This window comes from Desulfomonilia bacterium, assembly GCA_036567785.1.
In the GTDB taxonomy this organism is placed as follows: Bacteria; Desulfobacterota; Desulfomonilia; order UBA1062; family UBA1062; genus DATCTV01.
This window is the reverse complement of record DATCTV010000034.1, coordinates 337,020-353,102: the sequence shown is the minus strand read 5'-3', so window position 1 is coordinate 353,102 and position 16,083 is coordinate 337,020. Positions and strand designations below refer to the sequence as shown.

The following is a 16,083-nucleotide window of genomic DNA, read 5'->3' as shown; positions in this document are numbered from 1 at the left end:
TCAAGGACAGGTTATGACAAGACATCTCTTATGCCTCAAAGGAGGATCGTTTCATTCGGCCACCAATACTATGTCATGCTTCCTGTCAAGACCTATCTCCAGGGGCAATGACGATACACCGGAGAGCTTCCTGATATACTGTCCGTCAATGATCAAATCCCAGATACGAAGCGGGTCGAGCCTTTCGATGTTTATTACTGTTGAACCTTGAGTCATAGCACCGCCTTCGGTTGTCAAGATGAGGGCCTCCTTTTCAAAGTCGTATATGGCGCGCTTTACAAGTACATTCGGGTAGTCCACTTTAGTGATTTCGGGTGAAGTAAAGTTCCTGTCAGTAAAAGGCTTCTGTATGACATCTCTCTGGCCATCCTTCTTGTTCGCCATTGCATAGGCGATAAGCGCCCCTGTCAGGGCCTGGCTTGTGGGGGTGAAGTTTTTCCTCGGATCGATTATGTTGACAGGTTCGCAGACCGGATATTTAAGCATGCCATTTTCCCAGGATGGCTTGTAGTAGTCCTTGCACCAGGCGATAAGCTTGTCTCTTGTCGAAAGGTCTCCCACCTCGGCCGCAAGCATGGCGAAGAAAGGGGTCGCAATCTGGTCCAGCACCATTTCGGTCTTGAGATAAGCTGTGTTCGCGTCGGGTTCAACTATTCTTCTGGCCTTCTGGAAAGGATAATGTCTCTCAATGAACTCCGGCTGCCATGCGTGCATGAATGTCCCGGTCCAGCCGTTGGCCACTGATGTCCTCACATTTATAAGACCAAGCCATGCCGCAGGAACACTCACCAGCGAAATAATGTTGCCGAAATTAGCAAATTCCTGTGAGACCGTCGCCCTCTGCTTGATGAGGAAGAAGAGGCATGCCTCGTGAGTGACGGGGCTTATCATCCTTGCCTGGAGGAAGAAATCCATGAATGCGTTCCTGGCCTCGCCGTAATTCGTACCATGCACGCTGTCGTACAGCATGAAAGACATCACCGGGTGCTGGTTGCATTCGGGAAAAACGGCATTGGGCTCGCAGGCTATGCTTTTGTGCCAGTTGTTCTTCATCTGATCGTGCATGACCTTCTGAAGCGAGTTGTTGTCGTACACGAACTGTTCGTCATCGCTGAATTTAAAGACGATGGAGCCTGGCCGAGACCATTTCATATCCCGGTAGAGCATCTCGTAGGAGGCGATCATTTGCCCCAGGTGACCGGAGTACATGATGTTCCTGTCCGACACGGGATCGTGTGCCTCAGGGTAGGGTTTGTTGAGCAGAGGCTCAAGAGGCGGAACTCCCTTGCTTGTTTCAGCCCAGTATGACCAGACGGGCCTTTCGATCATTTTCTGTATCAACCTGTCCATCCTTGGCCTGATAATCTCGGGACAAGCCGGCAGCTTGTGGTACTGCTCGATCGTCATGAAGTATGTCATGAAAGCCAGGGTGTATCTGTATGAAGAAAGGCCTCCCTGTTCAGGATCGAACGACTCGATCTTGCTGAAATCATCGATGGGGTCGTCGGCCACATTGAGGTACCACCTGAAAAGCCCCATCTCGTCGCCGTCTATTCCCGGGTACGATGCCGGGTCCACTTGCGGCGTAGCCGGAGTTATGCCCGCCGCAGTCTTCACCGAACTGCCGCAGATGTTCGCGGCCACTACGATGATGTCATAGCTCATTCCGGTTACAAGCCCCTTGAACTGGTATCCGGACTTGCGCACATCGACAGGGCCCTCAATTGCGGATGTCACATCCGTGCCGTCGCATTTGATCTCTCCGGTTAAACCTATGTATGCGTTCAATGACGCCTCTGGTTTGCCGGCATCAATAAGTTTAGGCGCATCGAGCGTTATTGTCCTGGAACTGACGCCTTTGATTGAAAGCTCATCCAGCACAGGGGCCCTTAACGTTTTGCAGCCTGCAATGAAGACGAGAGAAACCGCAAAAAAGATCAGGAGTACGACAGCAAAACCCTTACTTTTATCCATAACTTTATCCCCCGCTATCCGGCAGCCGGACGAATCCGCCGGTGAATTAAAAAATCATAATTCAGGTAAGATTCATCTGAAGGGTAAGATTATCATATTTCAGCCGGGAAAAACACAGCAGAATGATCCCTGCCGCCTTCAAATGAACCGGCACGTGCCGGTTCCCGGTCATTCAGAGATATTATCTCTCAGCCTCCCGCGATTCCGGCTTTAGGTCAGAAAGTAATACTTCTTTGATAATCAGCTGACGACGAACGCCCTGAATCTCGATAATGTCATCTTTAACCGTACCGCTACATGCAAATAATAAATTTTGTTTCTGGGAATGCCGATAAACAATTGAAGCTAAATCAGATTTCAAGTCCTTGACTCCTTAACTACGGGGAAGTGGACATGGCCTGCGAGAGCTCCAGCCTGGATGACCTTTCAAGCAAGCAGGTGGTCATCCTTCTGCCAACTGACATAATTACTCCGATTTATGAACTGTACGATCCGGCAAAGCCAGGGGAGGCAACCATGACAACCGGGAATGAATTTTCGCTTTCTACCGGCGATCCGCTGTTCGCAAGGACCAACATACCATCGGGACAGGTATTCTACAATTTCAAGATGCTTGATCTTGCAGGCAACCTGATGAAATCAAATCTTGTCGAGGTTGATGTTCCATGACCGGCAGGAGCCGGCGGCTTCAGGAAAGCTTTGTTATGTGCATGTTCAGGCATTCATATGCTCATTGTGCCGTGTCAATGTTCGTTCATCGAGAATAAGGCTGCGCGCCCCGCCGGGTCACTGTAATGTGAATTTACCGGAGACGAAACAGGCTTCCCGGTTCGTACTTGATTTGCCGTTTACAGGAATATCGGCCTTGAACTGTCAGACATCCACATACCCTGCAGTCTCTGCACAAGTCATTATCGAGCCGTGCAACATGGCCGGATGAGGTGATCCAATCGACCCCGAAGCTGTTCATTTTAAATAGTCTCAGCAGGCCTCATGCCCTGCTAAATGTTGAGGGATGAACATATATTCATATTCATCCCCGTAGTCGTTAAATTAAATATTCAGCTGCTGATCAAGATGCTTTGCAAGCCTTTTACCCAGTGATACTGCAGTCCAGACCACAGGCAGGCCCAGCGATTCGGGAACGACGCTCGCATCGCAGCAATAGAGATTATCTATCCGGGTCATGAGGTTGGTATCAACTACCTCGCCGATGCGGCATGCCGCCGAAGGGTGGGCGCCGGAAGGTTTCAGTTCCATGATTGAATCTTCTGGAGCTCCGGCCTTAACCAGAACCTTGCGGACTATGTCCGCACCTTTTCTGAGCCTTTTCTTGTCCCGCTCGGACGGTTCCTTGCTGCATGTATAGAGGAGGTTGTCAGGGAATATTTCACCTTTCAGTTCATCCTGTATTTTTACCATGATGCCGCTGCATCTGAAGGCATTACGCATCCATGGCAGGGCCTGCGGGCCTTTGAGCGAAAGCATGGCAGCCAGCATTGACCAGTTGGGGAAGACCGGCAGTATTATTATTCCGTCTGATTCGTAATGCTCCATAGTGCCCACGGCCATAGGCTGATCATGAACCGTATTCATCCCAGGGATTACACCGCCGATGAACTGCAGCCAGTCCACGGCAAAGCTCCTGCCTGCTTCGCTGATGCCCGCACGCCTTAAGATGCCGACATTGGACACACCGCCGGACAATATGATCTTTTTGCCGAAATATTTCACTTTACGGCCAAAGTGGCTGGCTTCAACGCCTACTGCCTTGCCGTTCTCCCTGATTATGTTATCGACGCGGGTGTTGAGAAGAAGCTCCGCCCCATGCCTGAGGGCATCATCCCCGAAGATGCGGGATGACCACTTCGCCCCGCGCGGACAGCCGAGCATGCAATCGGCGCAGCCCGGCACGCAGCGGTTTGAGTCCACGAAGCGTTCGGTCTTTGTCCAATTAAATCCCAGGTCGTTGGCCGCTTCGAGCAGGCGCATATTTGTGCCGCCTACAAGCACATCTGGCAGCGTGTTGATCCACATCTCGTTTTTGGCTTCTGCGGCCTCGGCGGAAAGATCGATCCCCACTTTATCAAATACCTTTCTGGGAGGTGCAACTGCTGCCCCACAGGAGATCAGAGAGGCCCCTCCATAGTTGGAAGCGGCCATAACAACACTGGCCTGTTTGCTGAAGATCAATGGAACCCATTGCATTATCATGGCGATTGACAGGGTGTTTCCAAGCGCCTGCCAGTTGCCTCCGCGTTCTATCAGCAGGACTTTTTTATTGCGCCTGCTCATCTCGCGTGCAACCGTGGCGCCTCCCGGGCCTGACCCTGCAACGATAACGTCATACTCTTTGTGCATTGATATGTCCTCCATTTTAAAGGTTTCAACTATTTATTCGGTTCAGCCATCCATGCCGGATGGCTTCCTAATCGGCATACTGTTCCTTGACCAGGTCGATATCGAGCGGCACCGGCTTGTCGCTATCCACATAGAGCTTCAGTGCTCCGGTCGGACAATGTTCAGTGCATAGGCCGCACCCCATGCAATTCCATCTGCTGTAAAACCCGCGATGACCGTCCCTGAAATCGATTGCGCTGAAATGACATATTTTGGCGCATGTTCCGCAATTCCTGCATTTTTTGCTGTCATGCTCGACCGAGTATCCTGATTGTGCGGCCATGGAAAGGCTGGAGTTAAATTTTTTCGCCAGTTTGGTTGCCTCAAGACTCACGCAACACTCGGGACAGCAGTTGCAGAAAATGCCCGTGCGTCCGCCTGTGGCCACCTTGAAAAAGGCCTGCGTAATATGTCCTCGTTTACGAAAATCTTTTATGAGACCGATGGCCTCCGCCTGGGAAATAAAGTGTGCATTGTACTTCTGACAGTGGTCAACCCAGAAGGTGGCCAGATTCCTTCCTACAGCAAAACACCGGTTTATAGGGCCGCAGTCGCCAAGATTATCCCGGCCTTTCTTTGCCACGATGCACGGGCAATCCATGACTGCTACGCAGTCGGCATCTTTAAGGACAATCTTGTAGGCATAGTCATAGGGAACAATGCGCTTGTTTTCTTCAGAAGTGGCAACAACATCTTCGTTGAGAGTGAATATCTTTGTGGCATCATTCATGCTCAAAAACTTTGCATGATACCTTGCAAAAGCCATGGACAGTATGCTGTTGAATGGCTTGAACCATGACAGACTCCAGGAAAGGACACGAAACAGCCATAGGACAAATATCACATAAGGGCGGTAGAATACGAAATAGATATAGTTATGGATAAACCTGTCAAACCGCCATCCGTGATTTTTCATCATGATTTTTGTGGATTCTTTCACATGTACCCTCCATCCCATTTTGAAATTATCAAATAGATATTATAAATTAATTGACCTGACGCGTCAGGTCTGTATAATTTAATTTATACGCTGATAAAAGTCGAAGTCAAGCAAATCATGGCTTACATTGGACAAGGGGCTTTAAATGGCGGAACAAGGTCGATGAAGGCTGAATTACGAAAAAACCAGATCATTACATGCGCCACAAAACTGTTCGCAAAAAACGGCTATTACAATACCCATGTTGAAACCATCCTGAAAGAAGCCCGGATAGGCAAAGGAACCTTCTACCTTTATTTCAAGAACAAGGAGGAACTCTTCATTTCCATCCTTGTAAAATTTCTCGATGAGTGGGAGCAGGCGGCCCAGGTTCCATTATCCGAACTCGCGCAAAAAGATATTCTTGGATACTACAAGGCCCTTGTTGCCCGCAGCCTCAAGTTCTTCAAGGAGCATGAAGACCTCTGCAACCTCTACCTGAAGATCGGCCCAAGCGTGAACGAACTGCACGTCTCATTTGTCGACATCTTCGAACGCAAGATGGTCAGGTATGTCGTCGAAGACCTTCAGAAGGGTGTGGATGCCGGCTTCGTCAACAAAGACCTGGATACCGAAATCATAGCCAACATGATAATCGGCGCGCTTTTGAGGGTCGTTTATTATTACTTTGTCCTTAACCACAAAAGAAAGCGGCTGCCCGGTATCGAACATATCGCAGATCAGTTTTTCAGTCTCATATTCAAGGGGATGAACGGGTAATCGCGGTTAAACCCCGGCTTTATTCAATCAATATTCAATGAAAGATAAACATGGGCCTGCGGTGAGGAGAATCCCTTTTTCCTGAAGAATTCAAGGGCCTCGACATTGTCCGCCTGCGTGTCGATTATAATCATGTTCACACCGCTCTTTTTCATGATGCGTTTCATTCTGTCGAAGAGTTTCGACGCCACGCCTTTTCTGCGCACCGACCCGTCAACTCCAAACCAGACCAGATAGCCGTATTTGCGTGACCTTTTTTCAATTATTGTTGACAGAAGAAACCCAACAATTTTTCCTTTGCGGGTTGCCACGAGACAGAATTCGGATTCGGATGAAAAAAAATCGATCACTTCGAACTCGTCCCATGTGCGGAACATATTTGGGAAAGTACTGAATGTGAACAGCTCTTCACCCAGATGAAACACGTCCGCAACGTCATCGATACACATTTCGCGTATCTTAATTTCCAGGGATTTTGAGAACCCGGTTTTCTTTTCATATGTTTTCATATCAACATGCTTACTTCTAAAACATATACAGTCAATACTATTTCCATAAGGCATTATGAATTTGTGATTAATCTTAACAAGACAAATATGTCTTGACTTATAATGGTAACTTAGTTACTGTAACTATGTTGATGTTACGTAATCCCTGAGCAGGGAGGTTTTACATGCCGAAATCAGCGCGTCCAGCGGAAAAGGTTGCCGAGATTCGCGGATGCATTCTCGACTATGCGCTTGAGATAATAGCAGAAGGCGGCTACGACAACCTGACCATGCGCAGCCTTGCCGGTAAATTCGGCTTCGCCGCAAAAACACTCTATAACTACTTCTCCTGCAAGGAGGAGATATACCTCATGGTGCTCACAAGGGGGTTCGATATCCTCAATGCAAAAATGGAGGCCGCCATAGAAAATCTGACGGACCCGGTCGAGAAGCTCAGGGCCATGTGCAGGGAATACGTGGATTTCGGGATAAAGAACGCAAACTACTACAACATAATGTTTAACTGGGCCGTTCCCAAATATAACGACTACATCAACACCGCGATGGAGCCTACGGCCCGTGCCGAAAAAGAGACCGCCTTCCGCCTGGCCGACATAACTGGCAAGGTATTGAAGGAGATATCAAAGGCGAACGAGGGATTCCCCCGCGGTGATGCAGGCTATCTCATCCTGAAGCTGTGGACAAACCTGCACGGAGTGGTCTCGCTGTACAACAGCCGCGGCATGCACGAGTACGAGAGCGATCCCCTGCCGGTCGTGAAGCGCCTGACTGAAGACGCACTCGCACCATTTCTGCCGTCAAGTTGAGACTGAGACCCGAAGCAGAAAAAGCATACAACAAGGAGGGTTATCATGAACAAGTTCCGTACCGATGCGTCGGTGTTTGCATTCAAAATGTCCCTAAAGGCCCTGGCGGCCATATTTTCCACCGTCCCCAGATTCAGGCGTGAGATATACAACACTGAAACCGGCTGCATATTCAACGCCCGCTTCCAGTTCAAGACGCGTGATGAAAAAGTCCATGTTTACATGATCTTTGACAACGGGAAAGTGCGTACGGGTACAGGTATTATAGAAAATCCTGATACGATAATCGCCTACCGCGACAAGGAAACACTGGCCCGCCTGTTTGCAAAGAACCCTGAGGAATCCATAGACTATCTGCTCACGAACGAAATGTCCTCCACAGGGAACATGTCCTACCTAACAAAATTTTCCTATCTCTCGACGCTTATCGCGGGAGGCGGCAAAAAAAAGAATATTGTTCCGTCGATGCGGGAAGTCGTGGATATCGACAAGGGTGCAAAGCGCCGCAGGATGGTAAACGAGAAGCTTGGACGCAAGGTGGACACAGTACAGGTACTCGACGATCCATACCTGGAAGAATACACGCTGGAGGATTTCCCGAGGCTCAAATATCTTAAGAACAGGCGCTTCGCCATGAAACCGGCGCTTTGTGTCGAGAGGGCGCAGCTTCTCACACGCTACCACCGCGAATATGGTTTCGAGCACACCTCAAGCGGAGCCGTCTTCGACGCCAACCTGCGACAGGCCCATGCCATGCGCTACTGCATGGAGAACAAACGTCCCATTATACATGAACGTCATCTTATACCTGGGTCCACCACGTCCAAGGAGGTGGGCGTACCCATATATCCCGAGTTCATTGGCACCCTTATCTGGCCCGAACTCAAGAGCATAAGCACCCGCGATCTCAACCCCTGCGACCTGACGCCGGAAGAGGCCGATATTCTCAACCGGGAGGTCTTTCCATTCTGGGCCGAGCGCAACATACGCGAGCACACACGCAAACGCTTCGGAAACCCGCTTTCACAGCAGCTTGAAGAACGCTTCGTGCTCTATTTCATGATGAAGAACAATGCCATCTCGCATACCGTTCCTGACTTCAAGACCGCCATCAACGAGGGCCTGATTTCGATCCGTGATAAGGCCTACGAAAAGGAAACCAAGGCGCATACCCATGACAAGAAGAACTTCTACCAGGCGGTACAGGTATCCATCGACGGTGTTCTCTGTTATGCGCAGCATCTAAGCCGCGAGGCAATGTTGCTGGCTTCGACACTCAACCCCGAAGATCCCGCCCAGGCTGAACGCATTACAGAACTCACCGAGATGGCGCGCATATGCGCCAAGGTCCCTGCAGGTCCTGCGGAAAGCGTTTATGAGGCGATCATATCCATCTGGATATGCTTTACCTGCCTGCAGATTGAAAACGCCAACTCCGCGCTCTCCATAGGCAGACTTGACCAGCTCCTGCAGCCCTTCTTCATGAAGGACATAGCAAAAGCGGCCACGGATGACGAACGCAGGGCCATAGTCAAGAAGACGATAGAGCTGGTGGCCAGTCTTTTCATGAGGTTCAACGATCATGACCCGCTCGTACCAAGCACAGGCAACAAACTCTTCGGCGGCACATCTTCAGATGACACGGTAACAGTGGGCGGCATCGACAGCGAAGGAAACAACGCGGTCAACGATATGACCTATATCATTCTGAAGGCGGCGGAAATGCTTTGCTTCCAGGACCCCAACATGAACGCCAAGTATTATCCCGGCGTTAATTCAAAGGAATACTTGAGAAGGCTTTGCGAGGTTAACCTCAATATGGCGGCAAGCCCGATCATTCAGAACGACAAGGCCATGATTGAAGTTCTCGTCAACGAGGGCATCCCGCTTGCGGATGCGCGTGACTGGTCGGCCACCGGGTGCGTCGAACCCACCATCACCGGCCGCCACTACGGACATACCAACTGCATGATGCTGAACCTCGTAGCGCCTCTTGAAATGGCGCTAAACAATGGCGTGCATCCGGTAATGGGAGAGAAAATAGGACCTGAAACGGGCGACGCCCGCTACGCTTTTCCCGAATTTGAAGACTTCCTTGCCGCATACAAGACTCAGCTTAAATATCTAATGGAACTCTCTGTCGAGATAAACAACTACATGGGCTGCGCACACCAGGAACAGCACCCCACCCCGCTGCTTTCAGCAATGATGGACGGCACCATGGAAAAGGGATGCGATATAATCTTCGGCGGGGCAAAGTATAACACCTCCGGTGTCGCGCTCGTATCGATATCCGATGTCATTGACAGCCTCATGGTCATTAAGAATCTCATTTACAAACAGAAAAAAATCGACTTCTCAACGCTGCTGGATGCACTTGCCGCGGATTTCGCGGGATTCGAGGACGTCGAGAGGATGATCGGTCGTGTCCCCAAGTTCGGTTCGGGCGAGGAAGAACCGATCGCCATGGCCCACGACATCATGGATTTCTGCTACGACTACTTCACGGCGCAGAAGAATTACAGAGGCGGTGTATACTGGCCGGGATACTGGTCGAACAGCTATCACGTGGGTTTCGGCATGCTCTCGGGGGCGCTTCCTTCGGGCAGGAAGAAGGGAAAGGCTTTCACGCCCGGACTTACGCCTGCACCCGGCTCTTCAGACAACCTGCTCGAAAACATCCGGACAGTAGCCGCACTCGACAACTTCAAGATGCCCAATAACCTCTCATTCAACGTGAAGCTCGTTCCGCATCCCGGAGATTCGCATGGAAGGACGCTCGATATCTTCTCAGGCTATGTCCAGAGCTATTTCGACCTGGGCGGCATGCAGTGGCAATGCAACATGATAAGCTCGGACACCATGCGTGACGCAATGGCGAACCCGGACGAATACCGCTGGCTCATCGTGCGCATCTCGGGCTATAACGCATATTTCGTCAAACTGAACCGAAATATGCAGGAAGAGCTCATAGAAAGGGCTGAATTCGCCTGCCGCTAACGGGCGCGCCATGAATACTCTGATAGCCGACATCAAGAGAAACTCGCTGGACGACGGTCCGGGTATCCGTACGCTCGTATTCTTCAAGGGCTGTCCCTTGAATTGCGTGTGGTGCCAGAACCCGGAAACTAAAACACCAGCGCAGGAGATAATCTACAAGCAGGAAAAATGCCAGGGTTGTGGAGAATGCAGAAAGGCCTGCAAGGAGAATGCGCTCAATTTCACGGCGGGAGGTTATCCTTTTGATCGCTCGCGGTGCACCATGTGCGGCGCATGCGTGCGGGCCTGTCCCGAAGAGGCGCTTGCTTTCGCAGGCAGGACATATAAAGAGGAGGAGCTTGTGAATATCCTCGCCAAGGACGCCGTCTTCTACCGCAACACGGGCGGCGGCGTCACACTCTCGGGCGGCGAGCCGGGCATGCACCCTGCCTATCTCAGACGGCTTCTGCCCCTCTTGAAAGAGCAGGGCATAAACGTCTGCATGGAAACATGCGGGCAGTATGACAGGCATTCATTCGAAGAATCTATCCTGCCATTCCTAGATATCGTATATTTCGACCTCAAGCTCTTCGACGCTTCAGAACATGCACGTTTCTGCGGCATAGGAAATAAAGCGATACTGGCCAATTTCGAGGCACTGCTCGCTGAAAAAAAAGTTGAGCTGCTGCCGCGCATACCCCTGGTGCCTGGAATCACGACAACAGACGAAAACCTGACCGCTCTGCGCGACTATCTATCGGGTCTGTCGTTGAACAAGGTGGAGCTCCTGCCCTACAACCCGCTGTGGCTTTCCAAGCTTGATGCACTGGGGTTGAAACCCGAATACGGGCGCAGGACATGGATGGACCCGGGCGAAAAAGGGCATATAAAAGAAATCTTCAAAGGCTTTGAGATAAACGTATTCTAGTCATTAATATCTTCTATCCTGGCATAGCCTTTTTTGATGGCCTTGCCGCCTGAAGCGTTCCCCACATCGAAGAATAAATCCATGCCTCCGGAATCGAGCCTCCGTTCCAGAAGATTGACCGAGATGTCCTCGCCGGGAAGAACCATGCCGCTGAATCTGCATGAGAGCGTCTTCAGGCGCCTCGGGTCGGCCCCGGCTTCACGGTTTATTATCTCACGCGCGGCAAAGGCCAAGGTGGCCGTACCCTGAAGGATAATCCCCGGAAGTCCCACGGTATGGGCGAACTTCACCGACGTATGGATAGGGAAAAAAATGCCGGTGCACCCGTCATAAAGAAAGGGGGCGAGATGATCGATATGTATGCCCGCCTTCCATATTTCATCCCCTGCGGAAAGCGGCAAAGGTGCAACAGGAAGGTCAACCTCCCCGCGCCCCGTGCCGCCGCATTTCACACCCCTCAGCATGCCCCCGTTATGTTCCGTGAAGACCGGAGCCCCTGAGGAGTCGAATGCATCCAGACGGATTACCGCATGCGTCCCTGCCCTGTGAGGAACGATGGCCGCAATCCGGCCTTTTATCGTAAGCTCATCGCAGGGCCTTATCGGCCTGTGAAACTGAAGGTGTTCAGAATAATGCACCTGTGTAAGGAGCGTTTCCATCGGGAATCCGTCATCAGGAAGATAATCTTTGATATGCTCCAGAACAGGCCAGGTGACCGCCACGGCCTGCATGGGCGGTGCTATGACGCCGCAGGGGCTCTCATCGTTGAAATACCACGGGTTGATATCATTAACGGCCGCTGCATAGTTCATGCTCTGCCGCCATGTAATGACACACCTGTAATCTTTCAGGCGGGTTCCGACAAATGCGGGACTGATCTCCATAAATTCCTCCCTTGTTCATCACACTTTTAAAAGGAAAGTCATTGTTGAGATGATATGTCAAGGATAGAGAGCCCGGCATTGACAAAGGTTTTACGTTTAACGTAGCATCTGATTAAAATTACGGATGATTCCTTTTTCAGGAAACAGTCCCTGGAGCATGCATGCCAAAGATTCCGGCCACACCCGAGGCTATTACCGCAACGCGAGAGCGCATACTGAAGGAGGCCCTCTTCATAATCAACGAGGAGGGATATACGAACCTCAGCATGCGCAAGCTGGCCAGACGCCTGGGTTTCACGGCAAAGACGATATACAACTACTATTCCAACAAGGACGAGCTTTACCTGATGGTGCTTATAAAGGGCTTTTCCGACCTTGCGGAAGAGTTCCGAAAAGCGGACCGCTCGTCAGCAGATCCTCTTAAGAAGTTCCGTGCCGCCGTGCATGCCTACGTTAAATGGGGGATAGAAAACAAGCACTACTACAACATCATGTTCAGCATGGACACCCCCAAATACAGTGACTACCGAGGCACCGCAATGGAGCCTGTAGCGGAAAGGCAGAACAGAGTAGCACTCGAAATCCCTGAGATAGCGGTCTCGATCTTAAACGCCGTTGCCGAAAAGACAGGCCGGTTTCCAGCCAGAGAAACGCCCTTTCATCTTTTGCAGATATGGAGCACCCTTCACGGCATGGTCTCGCTTTACATAAGCAGGGTAACACTCGAAGTTCGCAATATAGACAAGGCCATAGACTGGATTCTCGATGAGGTCGTAAAGTCTTATACATGACCTCAGGCCGCCTTGAATGCTTTGCTTGATTTTTAAAGTCAACAGTGTTACTTTATCAGAACAGAAGATGCAGACATGCAAAAAGAGGGGTTGCATGATGAAGCCATTTAACAAACCGCCGGTAAGTCCGGACGGCCTTGATCTTCCAGCCGTCACGCAGATAGGAATGGTGGTGCCTGACCTGTTGGGGGGTGTTAAATTCTACAGAGACTTCTTCAACATACCAAAATGGTACCACACGATAATTACCGAATGTTCTTATTATTACCGCGACCGTCCGGTCGATATCATGCTCGACATCGCTGTCGGTTATTCCGGCAAGACGCAGATAGAACTCATCCAGGTGCACGGCAGCGACGATAATATCTACCGCGCACATCCGGGAGAAGCGGGGTTCGGATTTCATCATTTCGGGGTCGTGGTAGATAACCTGGATAAAGCCCGGCGCATCATGCGGGACAGGGGCTTTGCGCCGCTGCAGGAAGGAACTCTCAAATATGCGGGCGGAGGCAAGACCAGGGTAGCCTACCTGGACACAGTCGACAAAGCGGGTCTGATACTGGAACTCATTGAGACAAAGGCCTTCGGCCTTAACCTCGGCATGCCTGAGTGGCTCATAAACCTGGGCCGCATAACCGGCGATACAAAAGCGATAACGGTATAAAGAGGAGCAGAATATGAAAAGCTTTGACGGCAGGATGATATTTATGACCGGCGGCTCCAGCGGCATAGGGCTCGAAATGGGCAAGATATTCGCCGCAAGGGGCGCCGACTTGCTCCTGATAGCCCGCAACGAGGAAAGGCTTCAATCGGCGAAAAAGACGATAGAGAACTTCAAGCTGAGGCCAACCCAGCGCATAGGAACATTATCCATGGACGTTGCCGATCTCACCGATGTTCAGGCGAAGATGAAGGCTGCCGTGGACGAATACGGCGCACCTGATATTCTCATCAGCAGCGCCGGAATAAACAAATATGCGGACAGGTTCGAGAATATTACCTTTGACATGTTCGACGAGGTCATGAAAATAAACCTCTACGGGCCGCGAAATGTCATCCAGACACTTTTGCCCGAGATAAAGAAAAAGCGCTGCCATGTCGTGGTGCTCTCTTCCGCGGCGGCTTTTTTCGGCATGTTCGGGTACACGGCCTACGGCACGTCCAAAGCCGCCCTTCTCGGGTTGTGCGACAGTCTGCGCTACGAATTCAAGCCGATGGGGATTCCGCTGACGGTCGTATGCCCGCCGGAGGTGGACACACCAATGAACATAGACGAGGCCAAGACCCTGCCGGAAGAAGGAAGGGCCGTCAAGAACATGAGCATGCTCATGATGCCGGATGAAGCGGCAAAGGTGATCGTCGAGGCCATCGAAAAGAAGAAGTACCTGTTCATACCGGGTGCGCCTACTCGCTTTCTCTGGCTTTTGCACCGCATATCAAACGGCTGGCTTACCAGGATGACTTCGGATATGGTGATCCGGATGACTCAAAGGAAAATGAAAAAAACAGGCAAATAAAAATCTCTTTCTCCTGCCATGCGCCAGGGAAAGGGACCGCATAAAAGGAGGCATATATGTCTGAGGATCGCTGGGTTTTACTGCGCAGTGTAGAAAACTACGATAATGCCAAGATGGCGGAAGTGGTTAAAGAGGGATTCGAACTGCTGGGTCGCAAACCTAAAGGCAAGGTGCTGATCAAGCCCAATGTCGTGTTCGCCAACAAGAAATATTCGATGCATGCCTTCACCAACCCCGACCTGGTAGGCCAGGTCGTCAACAGGGTACGTGAGTTCCCCGGCATCACCGACCTCAACGTAGGAGAGTCGGGAGGCTTTGCCATGCCGACGCGCATGAGCTTCAAGGAATCCGAATACTATGACATGGGGCAGCGGTACAATGTCCCTGTAATCGACTTCAACGAGGACAAATATGTCAAGGTAAACATGACGCGTGCCAAGTTTCATAAGACCATCCTGTGCCCCAGGCTCATACATGAAGCCGACTTCAAGATATGGATGCCGAAGCTCAAGTACCACATCTGCTGCGAGATCACCAATGCACTCAAGCTGAATATCGGCAGCCTGCTGCACAAAGAGCGCATGCTCTATCACGATGACCGCCTGAATGAAAAGATCGTGGATATTTTGGAGATGGCCTATCCGGATATTATCATCACCGATGCCGTAACCATAGGCCACGGCTTCGAATCCTGCGCCAAGCCGTTCCACCTTGGACTGATAATGATAAGCAACGACCCGATCGCATCCGACGTTGTTGCAGCTCAGATACTGGGATATAAGCCGGAGCAGGTCCATCATCTGCGCATAGCATCTGAACGCGGCTACGGCTCGATCGAGCCCGATTCGGTAAAGATACTGGGAGACATAACAATCCCAGAACTAAGGAAGCGAACGGAAGGCATCGTGAGCCAGTTCCAGGACATGCAGATACTGGATACACGCATCAAATTCTACGAGGGCATAGGCCCTAATACCAACGAGATCTGCTATGGCGGATGCTTGGCTGCCATAAAGGGAAGTCTGGGCACAATAGACGCCCGCAGGCCCGGTTCACTCAAGAATGCAAAACCGGGAGCAATGGTGACCGGCATCTATGAAGGTGATGTGGATGCTGGCGGCGGGGTTTGCCTGCTTATCGGCGACTGCACCGAGGTTAAGGGCACAATCAGGAACGCCAGCAAAATAAAGAAAGTCAAGGGCTGCCCTATCGGAGCAGTCAAACTCACCGGTGTACTGCCGTTCCTGTACGGCATGCCGTCGCCGATGCTAGACACGCGCGACGTTCCGCTCATAATCGTCAACACAATCGAAAAGCTCGCAAATAAGGTTAAACACGGGGCATTCTGACCTGATTCGATTGTCGTACCGGCAGAAGCCGGTTTGCAGCAGCCAGTGGATTTCTTGAATCCCGCTTGCTGCTGCGGGCAGGCTTTTTTTATATTCAGATAATCTCAGGTGTCATGTCTGCCTGACATCCTTCCGATAAGAAATAGGGGCCGAACCTCACACCTTGAATTCAAGATGCAAAAGAATGGCATTCTTACAAAGTCCGGCCATAATCTCTTCAGTTTTGCAAATAACAGGCAAAAGGAGA

General features: G+C 50.9%; 14 protein-coding genes. 9 read left to right on the top strand and 5 right to left on the bottom strand.

Annotation, left to right across the window (positions count from 1 at the left end; genetic code table 11):
• Positions 1-51 precede the first annotated feature (51 nt).
• Positions 52-1,974: a hypothetical protein gene (locus VIS94_09925; protein ID HEY9161392.1), complete on the bottom strand. Its 1,923-nt coding sequence runs from the start codon at positions 1,972-1,974 to the stop codon at positions 52-54.
• A 393-nt stretch (positions 1,975-2,367) separates the two neighbouring features.
• On the opposite strand from VIS94_09925, the gene VIS94_09920 reads away from it, so the two are divergent.
• Positions 2,368-2,643 carry a hypothetical protein gene (locus tag VIS94_09920; GenBank protein ID HEY9161391.1) on the top strand — a complete coding sequence of 92 codons (276 nt, stop codon included), beginning with the start codon at positions 2,368-2,370 and terminating at the stop codon, positions 2,641-2,643.
• A 384-nt stretch (positions 2,644-3,027) separates the two neighbouring features.
• Here VIS94_09920 and VIS94_09915 read toward each other — a convergent pair whose 3' ends face one another.
• Both VIS94_09915 and VIS94_09910 read right to left on the bottom strand, forming a co-directional pair.
• Entirely contained in the window at positions 3,028-4,335 is a 1,308-nt protein-coding gene (locus VIS94_09915; protein HEY9161390.1) for a GMC family oxidoreductase N-terminal domain-containing protein, read from the bottom strand.
• 67 nt (positions 4,336-4,402) lie between these two features.
• Positions 4,403-5,314, bottom strand: coding sequence for a 4Fe-4S dicluster domain-containing protein (locus VIS94_09910; GenBank protein ID HEY9161389.1), 912 nt, complete (start codon positions 5,312-5,314; stop codon positions 4,403-4,405).
• Between the two features lie 162 nt (positions 5,315-5,476).
• On the opposite strand from VIS94_09910, the gene VIS94_09905 reads away from it, so the two are divergent.
• Positions 5,477-6,073, top strand: a complete 597-nt coding sequence (locus tag VIS94_09905) for a TetR/AcrR family transcriptional regulator (protein ID HEY9161388.1) — start codon at positions 5,477-5,479, stop codon at positions 6,071-6,073.
• A gap of 23 nt (positions 6,074-6,096) precedes the next feature.
• On the opposite strand, the gene VIS94_09900 is transcribed toward VIS94_09905, so the two are convergent.
• On the bottom strand, positions 6,097-6,582 hold the full coding sequence (locus VIS94_09900) for a GNAT family N-acetyltransferase (GenBank protein ID HEY9161387.1): 486 nt from the start codon (positions 6,580-6,582) through the stop codon (positions 6,097-6,099).
• 164 nt (positions 6,583-6,746) lie between these two features.
• On the opposite strand from VIS94_09900, the gene VIS94_09895 reads away from it, so the two are divergent.
• Genes VIS94_09895 through VIS94_09885 form a run of 3 tightly spaced genes read left to right on the top strand, consistent with a single transcriptional unit; the run spans position 6,747 to position 11,295 of the window.
• Entirely contained in the window at positions 6,747-7,388 is a 642-nt protein-coding gene (locus VIS94_09895; protein HEY9161386.1) for a TetR/AcrR family transcriptional regulator, read from the top strand.
• 45 nt (positions 7,389-7,433) lie between these two features.
• A complete protein-coding gene (locus VIS94_09890) occupies positions 7,434-10,388 on the top strand; it encodes a pyruvate formate lyase family protein (protein ID HEY9161385.1) in 2,955 nt (984 codons plus the stop codon).
• A gap of 10 nt (positions 10,389-10,398) precedes the next feature.
• Complete coding sequence (locus VIS94_09885) at positions 10,399-11,295, top strand: glycyl-radical enzyme activating protein (protein HEY9161384.1); 897 nt, start codon at positions 10,399-10,401, stop codon at positions 11,293-11,295.
• On the opposite strand, the gene VIS94_09880 is transcribed toward VIS94_09885, so the two are convergent.
• Complete coding sequence (locus VIS94_09880) at positions 11,292-12,179, bottom strand: MaoC/PaaZ C-terminal domain-containing protein (GenBank protein HEY9161383.1); 888 nt, start codon at positions 12,177-12,179, stop codon at positions 11,292-11,294. The genes VIS94_09885 and VIS94_09880 overlap by 4 nt on opposite strands.
• A 161-nt stretch (positions 12,180-12,340) precedes the next feature.
• On the opposite strand from VIS94_09880, the gene VIS94_09875 reads away from it, so the two are divergent.
• From VIS94_09875 to VIS94_09860, 4 genes are all read left to right on the top strand, one after another.
• Positions 12,341-12,970 (top strand): TetR/AcrR family transcriptional regulator, encoded by a 630-nt coding sequence (locus VIS94_09875; protein ID HEY9161382.1) that lies wholly within the window; start codon positions 12,341-12,343, stop codon positions 12,968-12,970.
• A 94-nt stretch (positions 12,971-13,064) separates the two neighbouring features.
• Positions 13,065-13,634, top strand: a complete 570-nt coding sequence (locus VIS94_09870; GenBank protein HEY9161381.1) for a VOC family protein — start codon at positions 13,065-13,067, stop codon at positions 13,632-13,634.
• A gap of 13 nt (positions 13,635-13,647) precedes the next feature.
• Positions 13,648-14,487, top strand: a complete 840-nt coding sequence (locus VIS94_09865; GenBank protein HEY9161380.1) for an SDR family NAD(P)-dependent oxidoreductase — start codon at positions 13,648-13,650, stop codon at positions 14,485-14,487.
• 56 nt (positions 14,488-14,543) lie between these two features.
• Positions 14,544-15,836, top strand: a complete 1,293-nt coding sequence (locus VIS94_09860; GenBank protein ID HEY9161379.1) for a DUF362 domain-containing protein — start codon at positions 14,544-14,546, stop codon at positions 15,834-15,836.
• Positions 15,837-16,083 lie beyond the last annotated feature (247 nt).

Excerpts from the sequence above, each read along its gene's own strand:
- VIS94_09925 (HEY9161392.1), bottom strand. The coding sequence starts at position 1,974 with ATGGATAAAAGTAAGGGTTTTGCTGTCGTACTCCTGATCTTTTTTGCG.
- VIS94_09920 (HEY9161391.1), top strand. The coding sequence starts at position 2,368 with ATGGCCTGCGAGAGCTCCAGCCTGGATGACCTTTCAAGCAAGCAGGTG.
- VIS94_09915 (HEY9161390.1), bottom strand. The coding sequence starts at position 4,335 with ATGCACAAAGAGTATGACGTTATCGTTGCAGGGTCAGGCCCGGGAGGC.
- VIS94_09905 (HEY9161388.1), top strand. The coding sequence starts at position 5,477 with ATGAAGGCTGAATTACGAAAAAACCAGATCATTACATGCGCCACAAAA.
- VIS94_09900 (HEY9161387.1), bottom strand. The coding sequence starts at position 6,582 with ATGAAAACATATGAAAAGAAAACCGGGTTCTCAAAATCCCTGGAAATT.
- VIS94_09895 (HEY9161386.1), top strand. The coding sequence starts at position 6,747 with ATGCCGAAATCAGCGCGTCCAGCGGAAAAGGTTGCCGAGATTCGCGGA.
- VIS94_09890 (HEY9161385.1), top strand. The coding sequence starts at position 7,434 with ATGAACAAGTTCCGTACCGATGCGTCGGTGTTTGCATTCAAAATGTCC.
- VIS94_09885 (HEY9161384.1), top strand. The coding sequence starts at position 10,399 with ATGAATACTCTGATAGCCGACATCAAGAGAAACTCGCTGGACGACGGT.
- VIS94_09880 (HEY9161383.1), bottom strand. The coding sequence starts at position 12,179 with ATGGAGATCAGTCCCGCATTTGTCGGAACCCGCCTGAAAGATTACAGG.
- VIS94_09875 (HEY9161382.1), top strand. The coding sequence starts at position 12,341 with ATGCCAAAGATTCCGGCCACACCCGAGGCTATTACCGCAACGCGAGAG.
- VIS94_09870 (HEY9161381.1), top strand. The coding sequence starts at position 13,065 with ATGATGAAGCCATTTAACAAACCGCCGGTAAGTCCGGACGGCCTTGAT.
- VIS94_09865 (HEY9161380.1), top strand. The coding sequence starts at position 13,648 with ATGAAAAGCTTTGACGGCAGGATGATATTTATGACCGGCGGCTCCAGC.
- VIS94_09860 (HEY9161379.1), top strand. The coding sequence starts at position 14,544 with ATGTCTGAGGATCGCTGGGTTTTACTGCGCAGTGTAGAAAACTACGAT.